At 57.9% G+C, this 14209-nt stretch carries 14 protein-coding genes; 2 read left to right on the top strand and 12 right to left on the bottom strand.

Features of this window, described 5'->3' with window-relative positions; translation table 11 throughout:
* The 8 genes from tagH to tssA all read right to left on the bottom strand — a co-directional run bounded on the left by tagH (position 1) and on the right by tssA (position 8843).
* On the bottom strand, positions 1-1392 hold the full coding sequence (gene tagH / locus KO498_RS01960) for a type VI secretion system-associated FHA domain protein TagH (protein ID WP_215958190.1): 1392 nt from the start codon (positions 1390-1392) through the stop codon (positions 1-3).
* Entirely contained in the window at positions 1389-2468 is a 1080-nt protein-coding gene (gene tssG / locus KO498_RS01955) for a type VI secretion system baseplate subunit TssG (RefSeq protein WP_215958189.1), read from the bottom strand. Before tssG ends, tagH begins: the two co-directional genes overlap by 4 nt.
* Positions 2432-4309 carry a type VI secretion system baseplate subunit TssF gene (tssF, locus tag KO498_RS01950; RefSeq protein ID WP_215958188.1) on the bottom strand — a complete coding sequence of 626 codons (1878 nt, stop codon included), beginning with the start codon at positions 4307-4309 and terminating at the stop codon, positions 2432-2434. Before tssF ends, tssG begins: the two co-directional genes overlap by 37 nt.
* Positions 4309-5028, bottom strand: a complete 720-nt coding sequence (gene tssE, locus KO498_RS01945; protein ID WP_215958187.1) for a type VI secretion system baseplate subunit TssE — start codon at positions 5026-5028, stop codon at positions 4309-4311. The genes tssF and tssE overlap by 1 nt, the downstream gene beginning before the upstream one ends.
* 24 nt (positions 5029-5052) lie before the next feature.
* The gene (locus KO498_RS01940; RefSeq protein ID WP_215958186.1) at positions 5053-5541 is read right to left on the bottom strand and encodes an Hcp family type VI secretion system effector; all 489 of its coding nucleotides are present in this window, start codon (positions 5539-5541) and stop codon (positions 5053-5055) included.
* A gap of 30 nt (positions 5542-5571) precedes the next feature.
* Positions 5572-7077 carry a type VI secretion system contractile sheath large subunit gene (gene tssC / locus KO498_RS01935; RefSeq protein ID WP_215958185.1) on the bottom strand — a complete coding sequence of 502 codons (1506 nt, stop codon included), beginning with the start codon at positions 7075-7077 and terminating at the stop codon, positions 5572-5574.
* Between the two features lie 2 nt (positions 7078-7079).
* Positions 7080-7616 (bottom strand): type VI secretion system contractile sheath small subunit, encoded by a 537-nt coding sequence (gene tssB, locus KO498_RS01930; RefSeq protein WP_215958184.1) that lies wholly within the window; start codon positions 7614-7616, stop codon positions 7080-7082.
* 81 nt (positions 7617-7697) lie between these two features.
* Positions 7698-8843 (bottom strand): type VI secretion system protein TssA, encoded by a 1146-nt coding sequence (gene tssA, locus KO498_RS01925; protein ID WP_215958183.1) that lies wholly within the window; start codon positions 8841-8843, stop codon positions 7698-7700.
* A 266-nt stretch (positions 8844-9109) separates the two neighbouring features.
* Here tssA and KO498_RS01920 point away from each other — a divergent pair, with 266 nt between their 5' ends.
* Entirely contained in the window at positions 9110-9529 is a 420-nt protein-coding gene (locus tag KO498_RS01920; protein ID WP_215958182.1) for a DUF6484 domain-containing protein, read from the top strand.
* Positions 9529-9879: a hypothetical protein gene (locus KO498_RS01915; protein WP_215958181.1), complete on the top strand. Its 351-nt coding sequence runs from the start codon at positions 9529-9531 to the stop codon at positions 9877-9879. Before KO498_RS01920 ends, KO498_RS01915 begins: the two co-directional genes overlap by 1 nt.
* A 6-nt stretch (positions 9880-9885) precedes the next feature.
* Here the strand turns inward: KO498_RS01915 and KO498_RS01910 are convergent, their stop codons facing one another.
* From KO498_RS01910 to KO498_RS01895, 4 genes are read right to left on the bottom strand one after another with little or no spacing between them, the layout of a single operon-like run.
* Positions 9886-10803 (bottom strand): hypothetical protein, encoded by a 918-nt coding sequence (locus KO498_RS01910; RefSeq protein ID WP_215958180.1) that lies wholly within the window; start codon positions 10801-10803, stop codon positions 9886-9888.
* An 18-nt stretch (positions 10804-10821) separates the two neighbouring features.
* Positions 10822-12096, bottom strand: coding sequence for a PAAR-like domain-containing protein (locus tag KO498_RS01905; protein ID WP_215958179.1), 1275 nt, complete (start codon positions 12094-12096; stop codon positions 10822-10824).
* Positions 12093-13214 (bottom strand): 3-oxoacyl-ACP synthase, encoded by a 1122-nt coding sequence (locus KO498_RS01900; protein ID WP_215958178.1) that lies wholly within the window; start codon positions 13212-13214, stop codon positions 12093-12095. Before KO498_RS01900 ends, KO498_RS01905 begins: the two co-directional genes overlap by 4 nt.
* Positions 13130-14209 (bottom strand): DUF2169 family type VI secretion system accessory protein, encoded by a 1080-nt coding sequence (locus KO498_RS01895; protein WP_215958177.1) that lies wholly within the window; start codon positions 14207-14209, stop codon positions 13130-13132. Before KO498_RS01895 ends, KO498_RS01900 begins: the two co-directional genes overlap by 85 nt.

Raw genomic sequence — 14209 nt, 5'->3', positions numbered from 1 at the left:
TCATTCCCTCTTTCTGTTTTCATAGGCGTCTCTAAAGTCAGCCCCGACATCTCCCAGAAACTGCTTCTCCGCAGTTTCGGCAATGTCGCGGTAACGGTCTTGATAAATCTGCCAGAGCTTGGCGTTGCGCCCGCCTGCCGCCAATGACTCAAGCAAACCCACGTCTTCCATCTCTCGTGCAATCTCCTCGGGGTCAAACTTGTCAACCATACGCCGCAACGCGATTTGCAGCGCGCTCCAAGTGCGAACCTGATGATCAGCCAAGTCCCGATAGGCACTCTCGATGGCCTCTGACGGCCCAAGATAGCCGCGTCCACGCGGGCGAACGAGCGCACTCAGCGCATCCTCCGGAGTTGCCAGAAACTTCAAGGGGTTCACATCGGCGCTGGCGATGATGGTTTGTGCAACGCGGATCTTCTGCTTTTCCTGCGCACGGGTGCGCAAAAGCAGCATCAAGCCTTCGACCATATCACGCATGCACTTGCCGAGTTGCTCCATCTCTTCAGCGGCATCAACAGCCGGAAGCTGCGCCGGATCAATCCCCATGCCCCTCAACAGGGCATCCCGCAGGTCTTCATCTTCACGCTTCACGGCCGCCTTTTTAGCTGCGGGCGGTGCTTCGCTAGACTCTTGCGGGCTTGGCTTTGCCGCCTCCGGAACAACCGCTGCGGGCGCAGGTGCTTTTTCCCAATCGCCAAAGATATCTGCCTTGACGTCGGGCTGTTTCACCTCTGGCGTGGCTTGCGGCTCAGGTGTTGCCTCGGTGTCCGGCTCATCAAAAAAGCCGCCCGAGAAACTCCCTGTGTCGCTCCCGCTTTCCTCCACAACACTCTTGCGTAGATCAAGCCCGAACGGGTCGTGCTGGTCTAGAGGGCGGGGGGCGCGCGCCACTTCCTTGTGGCTCTTGTCCTCGGTCTTATCTGTGCGCAATCCGAACGGATCAGGCAAAGCGGCAGGCCTCACGGGAGCCGCTTCAGGCGGTGGCGTTTCATCCTCGGCAGGGAAAAAGCTTGAAGAGCGCGCAGCGGGGGGCGCTTGCTCGGGTTCCTGCGCCGCTGCCGATGCCGTTGCCGTGCCCGATGCCGCCTCAACCCGAAACGTAAAGTCACCAAGATGCAGCCGCATCCCCGGCTCGATAACTTCGACGTTTCCAAGCCCTACAGGATTAGCCGCATTGTCGATGAACAGCCCCCCTGAAGAGGCATCCGTCACCACAACCTTGCCACCCTCTTCACTGATCACACAATGCCGGCGCGAAATGAACATTTTGGGGTCGTCTATCTGCCAGTCAACATCGGCACTGCGCCCGATAGACATCTGGCCACCAGAATAGACCCGCTCCATTTCCGCTTGCGGCGCAGGGGCCGCTTCTATCACGAGACGGAGTTTCATCCGGCCATCCTTTCTGGCGCACTTGCACCAAAGTTGGCACCGGTATTCGCTGCCGGTTCCGTCACATTCGAGAATCCAAGGTCATCAGAGCCTGACATCTCTTTTGGCGCAAGCCAAGCACTGCGCCCCAACTGACACATGCCCAGTTTTGCAGGCGGCACTTCGCCTGCCGCGAGGATTAGGCGCAAACCAAAGTTAATGTCTTTGCCCGCCGCAAACACCAGCGCGTGTCGCAACCGCACCCAAGCGTCAGGGTCGTCAAGAAACCCGCTAAACTGTTCGAACGTCAGTGGGCCAAGTTGCAACTCGGCGTGGCTTTGTCTGTCAAACACCCGCGCTCCAACGACGCAACCGCTTCCAAGCCCGGCGTGCTGCAGGCCCAAACGGCTCTGCAACGGTTCGGGTATGTCGACCCAGCGCCCTGCGAACTCCTTCAAACTGACAGGCACGCCCAGCACCGTCTCAAGAAACGCACAGAGCCGCTCAGGGCTGCGCGCTTCCATCACCAGCGAGGTTGCATGCCGCAGTTTTGCCCCGTCCAGCCGGATGTCACCTGTGGTTGTTCCCGGCAAGCCCTGTCCGGCCAATGCCCGCATTGTTGCCGTCACGCGCCCACCGCCGCCATGCGCGATGTTGATCTCGGGCTGCGCGTCAGCCCAAGAACGCCAGTAGAGTGCAATCAGACGGTGCTGGAGCATGTTGATAAAATCGAGAAACGACGTATCGGCCGTTGCGCCACTGCTATCACCGGCAAACCAACGGTTTGACAATCGCGCCATGATCCAGCGGGTCATGTGCAGCGGCATCGGCCCCTCAGGCCCGATCAGGCCCAGCACGTTCACGCTAATCTGCGGCTTTCTTGTCTCGGTGCCCGATGTTGCGCTGGCAACGTCACTCGCCGCAAACGACATACGCGCCGTTTGCCCCAGCCGCGCAGGTTCTTTCTGCGCGCCTCCCGCCCGACCAAAGCGCAGCTCTTCGGTTTCCAACTGCCGCAGCAGCTCGAAGAAATCCATTTGCGCAGCGGCTTTGCTGCCCGTCAGATCAGCGCGCGTGTGCCCGTGGTCATCGGCCATGTCACCTCCGTCTGTTGTTGGGTCAGGTGCGTTTTCGTGCGCACAAAGGAATTGATCGCGGTGTGGCGCGCAAAGAGCTGTGCCAGCAATGAAGACAACAGCAAACTGCTGCCACCCGTTAAAAGCGCTTCGTTGATATCAAGGGTGATCTCGGTGCCGTGCCCGAAACACAAAGGCCCTGACAACTCGAGCCGCTCGATGACCGGACGCGACTTCAGGCCTGTCACAGCTGTTCCGTGGCGGCGCAACGCGGGGTCGCCCCTGTCGGCATAAAGCTTGATCAACGCGCGCAAGGGCTCGGTGCCTTTTTCGCTATCAGCAAGGGAAATGTGATTGAGGCTCAGCTGCGAAATCCAACGCCAAGTCAGGTCATCAATCTGGCGCTCGTCAGAAGCGCCCGATGGCAATGCTGCACGCAGCGATGCACGCGGCCTGCGCATCGGTGACAGCAGTTTGACAGATTGCACCGGATCACCGGAGTCCAGCGTAAGTGTCGGCGTGTCATCAAGTATCGGCAGATCACGGTTGGTGCAAAGCGCCCGCACATCCAAGCGCCGCAGCGGGCGGGCGTCTCGCGCATGGGCCGGGCGACCAACCGAAATGTAGAAGTCGTCGCCGGTGTAACTCGACCGCGTCTGCCCGCGGCGGACTTCCTCCGTATCAGGGCGGCGCGGGCGGCGGTCAGCCGAGTAAACATGGCCGCTGTCCGCTTCCGCTTCGACAGAAAATAGCGGTGTCACCCGCGATTGTGGCCCGTCGGTTTCCGCATCTTCAACCCGCAGCAAGCGGAATATCTCAAAGTCGCGCGGGCGGGTTCTGTCGGCCTGAACAATATGCTGGGCAACGTTACGGCGCAGCTCTACCAGATTGCACTCGTGTTCAAAAAGGTTGAGCACCGGTGTTGTGAAAAGGCTGAAGTCTTTTGCGCTAATGCCGGACAGATCATTGCACTCTTCGCGCAGCAGCACCACGATTTCGAGCTTGTTTGCACCCGCAGCCCGCACCATCGGAGCCAGACCTGCCAAGCGCATGAAGTAAAACCGCGAGGGCATTAGAAAATACTCGCGCAACAAGCGGTAGCCTTCAAAAGACTCGCGCACCCGTGGCAGCAGCGCGTCCTCGTCATTGACCCCGATCATGCTCGGAGCCTGAACAGCCTGAAACGGCGCGCTCTTTTGTGACGGTCGGGCAACGGCACCAGTGCCAAAGCCAAACACCGCATCAAAAATCGCTCCGCCACGCGTTCCCGCACCAAAGTAGAGATCGAGCTGATCAAGCGACAACTCGTCAAGCTGCCCCGCGCCGTCGCGCTTGATGGTGATCTTGACACCCGCCGCCGCATCACGCGCCGCAGTGGCGTTGATACCAGCCTGCGCCAATGCGCCTTTGTCTTGGAGGTATTCAACCTCGGCAATCTCAACCGGCCACAGATGAACCGTCTGCGCCGTGGTGTAGGTGCAGCGCGTTTGTTGCCCCTCGCGCAACCCCGACGTCAGCCGCGTGCCGCGCTTCATAACGTGCCCGTCAAGCATCCGCTGCACTTGCGGCCCGGGGCTCATTGACGCCATCGTCATCGCCGGCGCTGGCCCACCCAAATCAGGGTAAAGCGTGTCGATCAGCGTGCGCACATACCGGCTGGACTCACCATCAACCTTAAGCCGCGTGCGCGCCGCAAGGTAGGCAACACCCTCCAGCAACCGCTCAACATAAGGATCAGGGCAGGGAATGGAATCAAGCGCAAGGTTGCGTGCAACATTGGGGTGCAACGCAGCAAACTCTTCGGCCATCGTGCGCACATGGCTCAGCTCTTCTTCGTAGTATTCCAGAAAGGCCTGATCCATCACCGCACCTCAAGCGTTGTCAAAGCACGGCCATTGTCGAGATCAACACTGGTCGAAAGGCGCAGGCGCTCAGGCACCGGCGACAACAGCAGCACACCGTCAATGTCGATGCGCATGCCGATTTTGTCGCCGGTGCGCACCCGAACTTTTACGCTATCTTTTTTTAGGCGCGGCTCAAAAATGTTGAGAACATTCTTTATGTCACGCGCCAGATCATCCTTGTCGAAGTCGGAACCTGAACGCCCCGAAAACGACGGCACCCCGTAGTTGAGAACACTGGCTCGAACCTGCGGAAACTCCGCCAGCTGGCTGGCAGGGCTTTGATGGTCCAGAGTTTCGCGTTCGGTCAGCAAAAATTGAGCCTCCAACCGTTCAATGTTGAACAGCATTTCGATATCTCGGCGCACCGCTTCGCGCAGCACGTCGGAGGTGACAACAACGCCGCCTTCTTCCAACCTGCGCTTGCGCCCCGAAAGCTGAACCAGCCGGTGCGCAAGCTGTTTGGTGTCGTCATCCAGATCATCACGCCGTTCAACTTCGCGGGTGCCGCCAGCGATCACTGCTGACACCTGCTCCACATCTCCGAGCGCCTTTGTCAGGTCTCGCACCAAAGCATCATGCTCGGCTGACATGCCCGGCAGTTCGTCAACCAGCCGGTCCCATAGGGACGGTTGGACAGCTTCCTGCCGGGCGACAGAGTTGGTGTCATCACGATCCATCGCCATAGGCTACCTGACGGTCTCTTAGACGCCGGCCGCGATGTCGTATGTGATCTCGTGCTCGTCACCAGCAGAGTGATCATCTTCTTGAACGGTGTATTTGTAAGTTACGTCTTCAAACACAAGGCCGACGATTTCCTCGATCATCTGGCCATCTTCTTCATCACCCACACCAACGACTTCAAACTTTGAAATCGTCACGTTTTGCATCGTGATGACGAGATAGTCGAGATGCGCTTCGCCAGAGTCTTTTCTCACGCTGAGAACCATCTCAGGAAAAGACTTGCCCTGCATACACGCTAAAGCCAGATAGGCCGATGAAGCATCCGTAAACTTGCGCACATTGATCGGCCCAACCTGAGCGCGTGAACGCGAGCGCCCCTTGCCAACTTGAGCAGCAGACCCCTGTTCGATGTTCCACAGGATATCATGAAAATCAATTTCCTTTTCATGCTCTGCGCGTTGGGATTCACCTTCGATATCGTCAATTTTCCAATAACCTGTAAGTGCCATTTCAATTCTCCAATCTGTTCAGGGTTGCAATCAGGTCTTGACGGAAGGCAGCTCGGAAACGAGACGCAATGAGGCGTTGATGCCTTCCAGTTGGTAATGAGGCCGCAGAAAGAAGCGCGCGTTGTAGTAGCCGGGGCGGCCCTCAACGCTGTCCACTTGCACTTCGGCCGCTGCAAGAGGACGTTTGGCTTTGGCTTTGTCGTCAGCCATCGCCGGATTGGCCAAGACATAGCGGTTAATCCACTCGCTCAACCAAATCTGCATGTCAGCCCGCTCTTTGAACGTGCCGACTTTGTCGCGCGCGATAGCCTTGAGGTAGTGCGCAAAACGGCTCACTGGAAAGAGGTAGGGCAGGTTTGCCGATAGCCGCTCGTTTGCCTGGGCGTCCGGATCAACCAGACGGCCAGCGCGGGTTTCGTCGTCCTGTAAACTGTGCGCGCCAATGAACGCCGCCACATCCGTATTCTTGCGGTGCAGGATCGGCATCATGCCGAGCTTTGCAAGTTCCGCCTCACGCCGATCGTCGATGGCGATCTCGGTCGGGCATTTCATTGCCGTTGATCCGTCATCCGTCGGGAAGGTGTGCACCGGAAGGTTCATCACCGTTCCGCCGGATTCGACACCGCGAATTTGCGTGCCCCAACCGGAGATTTTGTGACTGCGGTTGATGTTCACGCCCATCGCATAGGCCGCGTTCATCCACACATAGTGGTCATGCTGACCGTCGATCTCTTCCTCGAAGTCAAAGCCTTTGACAGGTACTGTCTCCGCACCATAGGGCAAACGGCCAAGCACCCGCGGCATCGCCAAGCCGATGTAACGCGCATCTTCACTCTCGCGCAGACTTTGCCAGCTGGCATAGTCCGGGCTTGAAACAATCTGCTCCAGATCTTGCGGGTTTGGCAGCTCCTGCCAGCTTTCCATACGGAACAACTGTGGCGCGGCAGCTGCAACAAACGGCGCATGTGCCGAAGCACAAATGCCCGAAAGGTTGCGCAGCAAGCTGACATCTTTAGGTTTGTGGCTAAACTCGAAGTCACCGACAATCGCACCAAAAGGCTCGCCGCCGAACATCGAATATTCGTCGCTGTATATCTTCTTGAAGATCGGCGACTGATCCCACATTTGGCCTTCGTAGTCTTCCAGATGATCGCCCAAGTCTTCCTTGGCAATGTTGAGCACGCGGATCTTGAGCTTCTGGTCGGTCTCGGTGTTGTTGATCAGATAGTGCAACCCACGCCAGCTGCCTTCCATCTTGCGCACTTCAGGAGAGTGCAGAATTTCGTTCATCTGCGTTGACAGCATCCCGTCGATGCCCGCGATCAGCGATTTGATAGATTTGACAGCATTGCCGGAAATCGCAGCAGTCCCTGCGCGTTCCTTCGCCGCAAGCGCGAGGTTTGAAACCAGCGCCTGAAGCTTCTCGCCTTCGCTATCCTTAACGCGAAAGTCTTTTTCTAGCAGATCACTGAACTCACCCAGATCAAGTGCTTCGGCTTCGGCGGCGCCTGCTTCGGCTGTTTTCTTCTCGGCCATGCTCAGCTCTCCTCGTCAGATGTTGCAGCCATAGCTTGCTCGGCGGCTTGCGCCAGCAGCGGCTCGTTGGTCAAAAGCTGGGCAATGCGTTTCTCGGCATCTACTTTACCGTCCATATAGCTCAGCAATTCTTCGAGTTGCTTGCGCATCTTCAACAGCTCGTTGAGTTGCGGCACCTGTTCAGCAACCTTGTCTGGCGCAAAATCACTCATGCTTTTGAATGACAGATCTACAAACAGTTCCTCGTCGGCGTCCGCACCGTCTTCCGCCGGCAGGGTGTTCTTGACCCGCGCCTTAACGCGTGGGCTCAGGGCTTCCATGAACTTGTTGAACCGGCCCGCGTCAGTCTCGACAAAGGTGCGGTCGTTGATCGGTTTCTTGGCTTCGCGCGTTTCCGAAGCACCCGCCAGATCGGCCATCACGCCCATCACAAAGGGCAGTTCTATCGTGGTCGGGCTGCCATAGTGCTCCACATCATAAGCGATCTGCACCCTCGGAGCGCGGTTGCGCTCAATTACCTTTTGCTTACTGTCAGCCATTAAAATCCCTCCAGCTGTTGTTCCAAATTTTGGTCGCTTTGTTTTCGTGTCTTTCGCCGTCAAATACTGACGTATGCATCGCTACTTCTTTTTACCCTCGTCGACTCCCGCCACATTGCGAAACTCCTTCAACCCCGACGGCGCGATCTCCTCCATAATTTCGAGGAAATCCATCGCCACCATCCGCCGCATCCGCCGCGCAAGATGCGGCATCGGGCTTCCGGGCTCGGTGCGCTCATAGAACGCTATGATCTGGTCCAGACTGTTCTGGACATCCGCTCGAGACGCGATCGTCCCGGGCGCTGACGGAGCCGGCGCCGCGGCATCCGGTGCCTTGGCCTTCGCGGCTTCCTTAGGGTCTGCCGCAGTGGCAGCGGGGTTATCTTCTACCATCGGAGCATCCTCTGCCGTGTCGGTCACCGCCTTTGCCAATGTTTGGTGACACTGCGCTAAAAACTCCTGCATCTCTGGCATCGCCAGCCCGGGTTGGTCTCCAAATTGCGCCGCTTTAGCAACCGCATCGCTTAAATCGTTCAGCCCCTTTTCGCAGGCAGAAATGCCTGCCATCAGCCCTTCCAATGTCTCCGTGTCCTCGGCGGCCATCATGCGTGTCGCGGCCTGCACACGATTGACGCGCTGGCCGTGCGCAGCCGTAAGCGCATCCTTCTCTGCCTGACTAAGCCCCGACGCAGCTTTTGAAAGCATCTCGAAATCGCTCAATGCTGCTAAGGCCATATCGTCGCCCGTAATCGGCCCAATGCCGCGCGGGTTCAAAATCACTCCAAATCTCATGTCGCCCAGCAAACCGCTGTCGTCATTCTCCAATTGTCGAAAGGCGTTCAGCCGTGGAAGCGCAGCAACTTTCGGGTCATCGCGATCCCGCAAAGCAGGATGTAGACTGTCCCAATGTTGCGCCACGGTTTGCGCCAAAAAATCCAACGCCATAGACAGCGCCTCAAACCCGTTCAAGTTAAACTGCGCCCGCGTCATCAAGACCAAAAGGCGCAAATCACGCCCTTCGTTGGATAGCTCCTGACCCTCACTGATAATCCGGTCCCAATCAACATTCGGGGCGGCATCACTCAGCGATCCATCGTCATTTACACGGGCGGTACGCGCGGCAGGTTCTGTCAGTCTCTCTAAATCGTGAAACCGCAAATCATGTCGCAATTCGACACCTGAGGGGTTCTCCCCCTCGATTGGCGCGAGGAGGCGGTCAAAGTTCATCCCTCTGGGCCTTCTAATAAATCAACTACAACCATAAGTGTTGCACGAGTTTTTGATTCTAGCAACAAGTAGCCTTCCCGATGGGCATTTGAAGCCCGAAAAAGCGCTCTTCCTCGCCTTCTCTGCCTGCTGCACAATGCGGCAAATCTCCGTTCTCGCGCATGTTTTTGTTGTCATGTGCAAACCCGTTCTTGGTGAATCGCCTCGTGCGTGTGATACTGCACGTGTTGACCGCGGCTTGGTTACGGCCATTTCTGGAGAAAATCATGGATGTCACAAAACAAGTAGACGGTGTCGTGATCGGCTTATTTTTAGGCTTCCGAGACGAGGCACCGCAAGTCGTCTTTCCCTCAAATCCCGAGGATCACGCCGTCTCCGCACGGGCGCTTTGCACTTTGTCTGCGCAAGACGCGGGCTGTGAAGTCGCGCTCTTGTTCGAGGACGGTGCGCGCACCCGCCCGCTGATCATCGGACGTATCGTCGAGCCTGTGCGCGAAGCTTCGCCGAACGTCGTGCATGATGGTGAAAATACCCGCATAACGGGCACAGAGAGAATTGAGCTGCGGGTTGGTAAGTCTGTGATCATTATGGAAAAAGATGGCCACATCACCATTCGCGGCACGCATCTGGTCAGCCATGCGTCGGGCTCCAACCACATCCGCGGTGGCTCGGTCAACCTGAACTGATGGCCGTTCCTATCCTCAAAGATATCGTCCGACAGCACGCCGAACAGGCGGCCCATTTGTGGAACGTCTACGACTGGCACCTGCTGAACCCCGACGAAAACCCCGACATGGACGAAGAGCGACTCGAACGCCTCGTCGAGCAATTGAATGCCCACATCGACGGCGTGCGCGTCGCCGGTGACGAAGGCGTAGCCATCGCCGAAGAACGCTACGCCGAGTTCCCCGAAGCCGGCGAGCTGTTCCTGCTGCGCATGCTACAGCCAACAGCACGCGAGCTGCTCATAGCTGACCTCGACCTGAAAAGCGTGCGAAACTATCTGGCGTCGAAACTTGACGCGGCCCGAAGCTGAACCGGCCTATGCCACTTCGACCTCGTTGATGCGCGACCAGCTCTGACCATCATAGCGCAAAACGTCCTTCGCGCCGAGGCTCCAAAGCACGTTCCCACCGTGCCCGAGGTTGTAAAATGTCTCGCCAATCTCCATCGCCTCCGAAACAACATCTAGCCCCTTGTCCTCAGACCAGCTCGCGAGTGCGCGCATCATAGCGCAATAAATTTTTCCATCAAATTCCTGAATTCCCCAGATGTCTGCTTTCGGTTCATCCGGGGCATACACCGTGAAGGCATCCTTGCGCCCTTTGGCCACAACACCCCGTTGGCCGCCAACATAAACACTGCCATCGGCACCGCATACGACGCTAAGAAACGCGAGGTTCGTTGTGCATTGCACCGGCGTCCACTGATCACCATCATACCACCAAATCATGCCGCTGCGCCCGGCTGCATAAATTTCGTCAGCAGCAAACCCATCGATACTCTCCAGATGATTTCCCGGATAGTCTGAAAGCAAGTCGTCCGTCGGGCCAAAACTTTCCCAACGGTCGGGCCCGAGCCGCCGATAGGCTTGCAGGTTCGCCCCACAAGCGACAATCTGATCACCCGCAACACCGATGTCACGCATCACGCCCTGTTGTGTGCCAAGGGTTTCCAGATTGGCTTCGTTACCGTCGCTTTTATCATCGAATACCGCAACCTGACCAACTTCGTTCAAGACGAATAACTCCCCTGATCCGCCTGCGGCATAGGTAAGCCCCGTCACTGTGAACTGATAAAACTCGACTTGAGAAGCCAGTGTCGGCGTGACGGTATAGACAGCGCTATGCGGTTCGCTGGTATCAAATGCAAGCTCGTCAAGAACCAGAGCAACACTGGCCTCCTCCCCGTTCCGCACCGCCGCTTTGGTGATTGAAAGATCCATTAGCAATGGGATCATGACTTGGCTCCTTTCAGCCTAACCGCGCTGGTTCCACTTCAGCATCAAGCTCCGCACGCCCGAGAAGATTTGTGCTGCTTCGCTACCCTGCCCCGGAGCGCTGACATGTATGGGTTCATCAGGCTTCAAGCCCAGATCGTTGATGTGATGATAGTCAAGCTGGGCCCTCAAACATGCGGGATCACATGAAGATAATGGAAAAACGACAGCAACCGACTCGATCGCTTTTTCGCGCACTTCCGAATAGGGAGCAGCGGGTAAGCTAGCGCCGCCGCCCCCTACAAATCCGAAAGGCGTTGGTGTTGTCGGACTTGGCGACGCCTGCGCCCATCCCTTCATTTCCGTATGCATCAAACCGTGGGAGCCAATCGAATGGCCGCTACCCTCGGCACAGATCACAGGGGCCTTAGCTTTACTATAATTGATCTGGGCACCGTCCTTGTCCATGATCTCTAGTGTCTTTTTCGCCTTGGCGACCGTTGTTACAAAACTGGAATCCGGAACGAGGTGATGCCCCGTCTGGCCCTTGCAATGACATTCTTCATCGTATTTTGGCAGCTTGCAAACCAGGGCTGCCAAACAAGGATCAAGTTGCGCCTTGTTGCTCATCTCTTGCACTGCCTTGTTGGTTTTTACAGTGCTTCCAGAAAAGTTCGCGTCCGCCTTCGGAACAGCAGCAGAGGGCATCGGCGAGGTCGCCGACGAAACATGGGTAAGACTATCTTTGGCTGTATCCGGGTAGCGTTCCGACACTGATTTGCCTAAGCCTGCCGCTTCGCAAGAAGCCTCGACAGCATCCTTGTCTTTGCACTCGCGCTGAACTCGCTTGATATCGTCAGCACAAGGGTTGCCGGCCTCTGGAGGGTTCGGATTGCCAATCTTCGGCCAAGGCACCACATTCGGCGGCGAGCCGTGGTTGTTTGTTGAAATATCCGAGAACCGCGTCAGGTTTTTGCCCTGCGCTTTCACGTTCATCGAGAACGCCTGACTGTAGCTTTTGCCGGTGTTCTTGGAGCTGACCACGCCTTTTTTAGCGGCTGCTCCGGCTTCGTCTCCGGTGGTCTTGGTGAAGTATGATTTGTTCTTCTGGTTAACGGTCTCACCGCCGATCTTGACAGTGCTGGTGCCTTTGTCGGTGTCGTCATCCAAGCCAAAGTTCGGATAGGGAACTGGCACGCCCGGAGGGGTTGCCGGGCATTCCGGCGGGGTCATGCAAACATCGGGGAATGCCGCCAAAATCTTGTTGGCCTGCTTCTTGCACGACACTTCAAGCTTGTTTGCAAACACCGTCATGCCGCCGCCCTTTCGCGTATCACTGATTGCAGGATAGCCGCGCCGCAAGCTCCGTCGTCGCCCGTCGCTTCAACCATCAGAACATCTCCCGGAATGTATCCGCGCTCAAACGCCGTCAGGCCCCAGCCGATCATCAGCGGCACAATGGCCGCACCAACATTACCGATGCAATCGCCGGGCGTCCAGATATCCTGCGGATCGCGATGAAGGCGCATTGTGCGCTGCATCGCCAAGGCGCTCTGCTTGAAGAAATAGGACTCTCCCGTCAGGTCGCAAATGCGAAAATCGACTTCGCCAAAGTCGGTCAGCCCGGCGTCTGTCATAGCGTCACGGTAGGCCTGCGTCAGCCCATCGGCGCGCAGGGGCTTGTCGTCGGGGTTGTATAAAAACGCCTCCTCGCGTGCGAGGGCAAGCCCCGTCAGCGCAAAGTGTTGTGGCGGGCCGGACTTGCACAAAACAGCCCCTGCCGCTTCACCGGGGATAAACCCGTTTGCGACATCAGCCGTGAGCAAACGCTGCACCCCCAGATAATGCGCAATCGTCGGGCCGCTCAGCAGGTTGTCAGCACCCACAATCAGCGCGTGCTCGGCCTCGCCGCGTGCAAACATCCGGCGCACCCGCTCCAGTGCAACCAAGCCGGATGGCCGGCCATGCGTGACGACATGCAGCTTGGTCGTTGCTGGCAAGCCCGAGTGCTCGAGAACCCGCTGACCAAACCGATCAACATTGCGCACCGGACGGCCCGGGCGCGTGGTCTCTGCAAGGCAGAGCACAATCTGCAAGTCAGCCAGTGCAGCCTCCTGCCCTTGCAGTGCGTCAACGATGGCGCCAGCCGCCAGATGCGCCAAACGCTTTTCACCAACCCAGTCGCGCGGCAACGAAACCGGCGCACCAAGCAACCAGTCACCACCGGGCGTCATAAACTGGGTCTCCTGAAAGCCATCCACACTGGCCCGCATCGCCGCAGCAGTGGCGGCCCCGTTCAGCCCGACAGCCGTCACCATGCCTGCCTTGATAATGTTAACGCAGGTGCTCATTCGCTTGCCGCCAATGACATATATGACTTGCCCGCTTCCTTGGCCCGTATCAGGCCGCCGCGTGGCCGTCCGATCCAGCATTCGGTAAACTCCGTGACAGACCGCTTGATCGGCACATCCACCCGCCATGTCATCGAGAGTTGCCGCGCCTCGGTGTCAAAGATCAGCGTATCGGGGTAAATCACCTCGTTGCAGGCTGTCTCCCACTCCCGAAACAGTCGCACCGGCAGCGCCGGATCAGGCAGGCGAAACGCCTCGCGGCCTGAAGGGGTGAGGTTCAGCAGCACAACATCCAGCGAGCGTTCGGGCTTGGCTATCTGCTGGTCTTCGCCCACCTGCTGATAATAGCGCTCGTCAAAGTCGCTCGGCAGAAACGGGAACACATTGTCCTGCCAGTCCTGATCATATGTCCCGCCATAGCGCAGCCTGTCTTCCCTGCCGCGCCAGATCGGCCCCAGCGCCATTGGGCGGTAGTCTTCATAGGGTGACGTCACTGGCGCACCGACTTCCTCGGTTAATGGCAAAGGCTGGCCCGAAAGCTTGGCCTGATTGCGAAATGATGCAAAGCCAAGCCCATGCGGGTTCGACATAAAAGCTGGGGGGGTCGGGTCGTCAGGGTTGAGCCGGTCAACGCCGCCAAACGCGGTGTCATACCCAAACTCCTGCCGCTCGAAGGGATAGGGGTCAGTCGCGCGCACCGAGGGGCCCATCACTCGCCACTCTCGCTGGCCGACGACGTGAAAGCTCTTCTGCCATCCACCAACCCGCAAACCAACTTGCACCCGTTCGGCGCGGCGCCCCTCCGGAGCGTAGGCCGCACCTTGCACCACGACGTCACACATCGGTTTGCGAAAGGCGAAGTCGGTCTCCCAGCGTGTCGCACTAAAGCCCGGCTCCCCCGTTGCTTCATCCGCGGCAACCAGCGGAACATGCGTGGCAGATGCCTCGGCCACCGCACCACTGCGCGCAGGAAAGTCAAAGCTGCCCTTGATCACCACAACAAAGTGCTCGCGCCCTTCCACATCCATGCCCATGGTGTGTTGGTGCAAATATCCCGGGCGGTTAAAAACCTTCAT

Source organism: Lentibacter algarum, from assembly GCF_018860975.1.
In the GTDB taxonomy this organism is placed as follows: domain Bacteria; phylum Pseudomonadota; class Alphaproteobacteria; order Rhodobacterales; family Rhodobacteraceae; genus Lentibacter; species Lentibacter algarum_A.
The sequence above is the reverse complement of the archived record's forward strand: the minus strand, read 5'-3'. Positions and strand labels throughout refer to the sequence as shown.

Bases quoted from the DNA above. Each gene is read 5' to 3' on its own strand.
- KO498_RS01910 (WP_215958180.1), bottom strand. From the start codon at position 10,803: ATGATCCCATTGCTAATGGATCTTTCAATCACCAAAGCGGCGGTGCGG.
- KO498_RS01940 (WP_215958186.1), bottom strand. From the start codon at position 5,541: ATGGCACTTACAGGTTATTGGAAAATTGACGATATCGAAGGTGAATCC.
- tssG (WP_215958189.1), bottom strand. From the start codon at position 2,468: ATGGCCGATGACCACGGGCACACGCGCGCTGATCTGACGGGCAGCAAA.
- tssA (WP_215958183.1), bottom strand. From the start codon at position 8,843: ATGAACTTTGACCGCCTCCTCGCGCCAATCGAGGGGGAGAACCCCTCA.
- tssB (WP_215958184.1), bottom strand. From the start codon at position 7,616: ATGGCTGACAGTAAGCAAAAGGTAATTGAGCGCAACCGCGCTCCGAGG.
- KO498_RS01915 (WP_215958181.1), top strand. From the start codon at position 9,529: ATGGCCGTTCCTATCCTCAAAGATATCGTCCGACAGCACGCCGAACAG.
- tssC (WP_215958185.1), bottom strand. From the start codon at position 7,077: ATGGCCGAGAAGAAAACAGCCGAAGCAGGCGCCGCCGAAGCCGAAGCA.
- KO498_RS01920 (WP_215958182.1), top strand. From the start codon at position 9,110: ATGGATGTCACAAAACAAGTAGACGGTGTCGTGATCGGCTTATTTTTA.
- tagH (WP_215958190.1), bottom strand. From the start codon at position 1,392: ATGAAACTCCGTCTCGTGATAGAAGCGGCCCCTGCGCCGCAAGCGGAA.
- KO498_RS01895 (WP_215958177.1), bottom strand. From the start codon at position 14,209: ATGAAGGTTTTTAACCGCCCGGGATATTTGCACCAACACACCATGGGC.
- tssE (WP_215958187.1), bottom strand. From the start codon at position 5,028: ATGGATCGTGATGACACCAACTCTGTCGCCCGGCAGGAAGCTGTCCAA.
- KO498_RS01900 (WP_215958178.1), bottom strand. From the start codon at position 13,214: ATGCTGGATCGGACGGCCACGCGGCGGCCTGATACGGGCCAAGGAAGC.
- KO498_RS01905 (WP_215958179.1), bottom strand. From the start codon at position 12,096: ATGACGGTGTTTGCAAACAAGCTTGAAGTGTCGTGCAAGAAGCAGGCC.
- tssF (WP_215958188.1), bottom strand. From the start codon at position 4,309: ATGGATCAGGCCTTTCTGGAATACTACGAAGAAGAGCTGAGCCATGTG.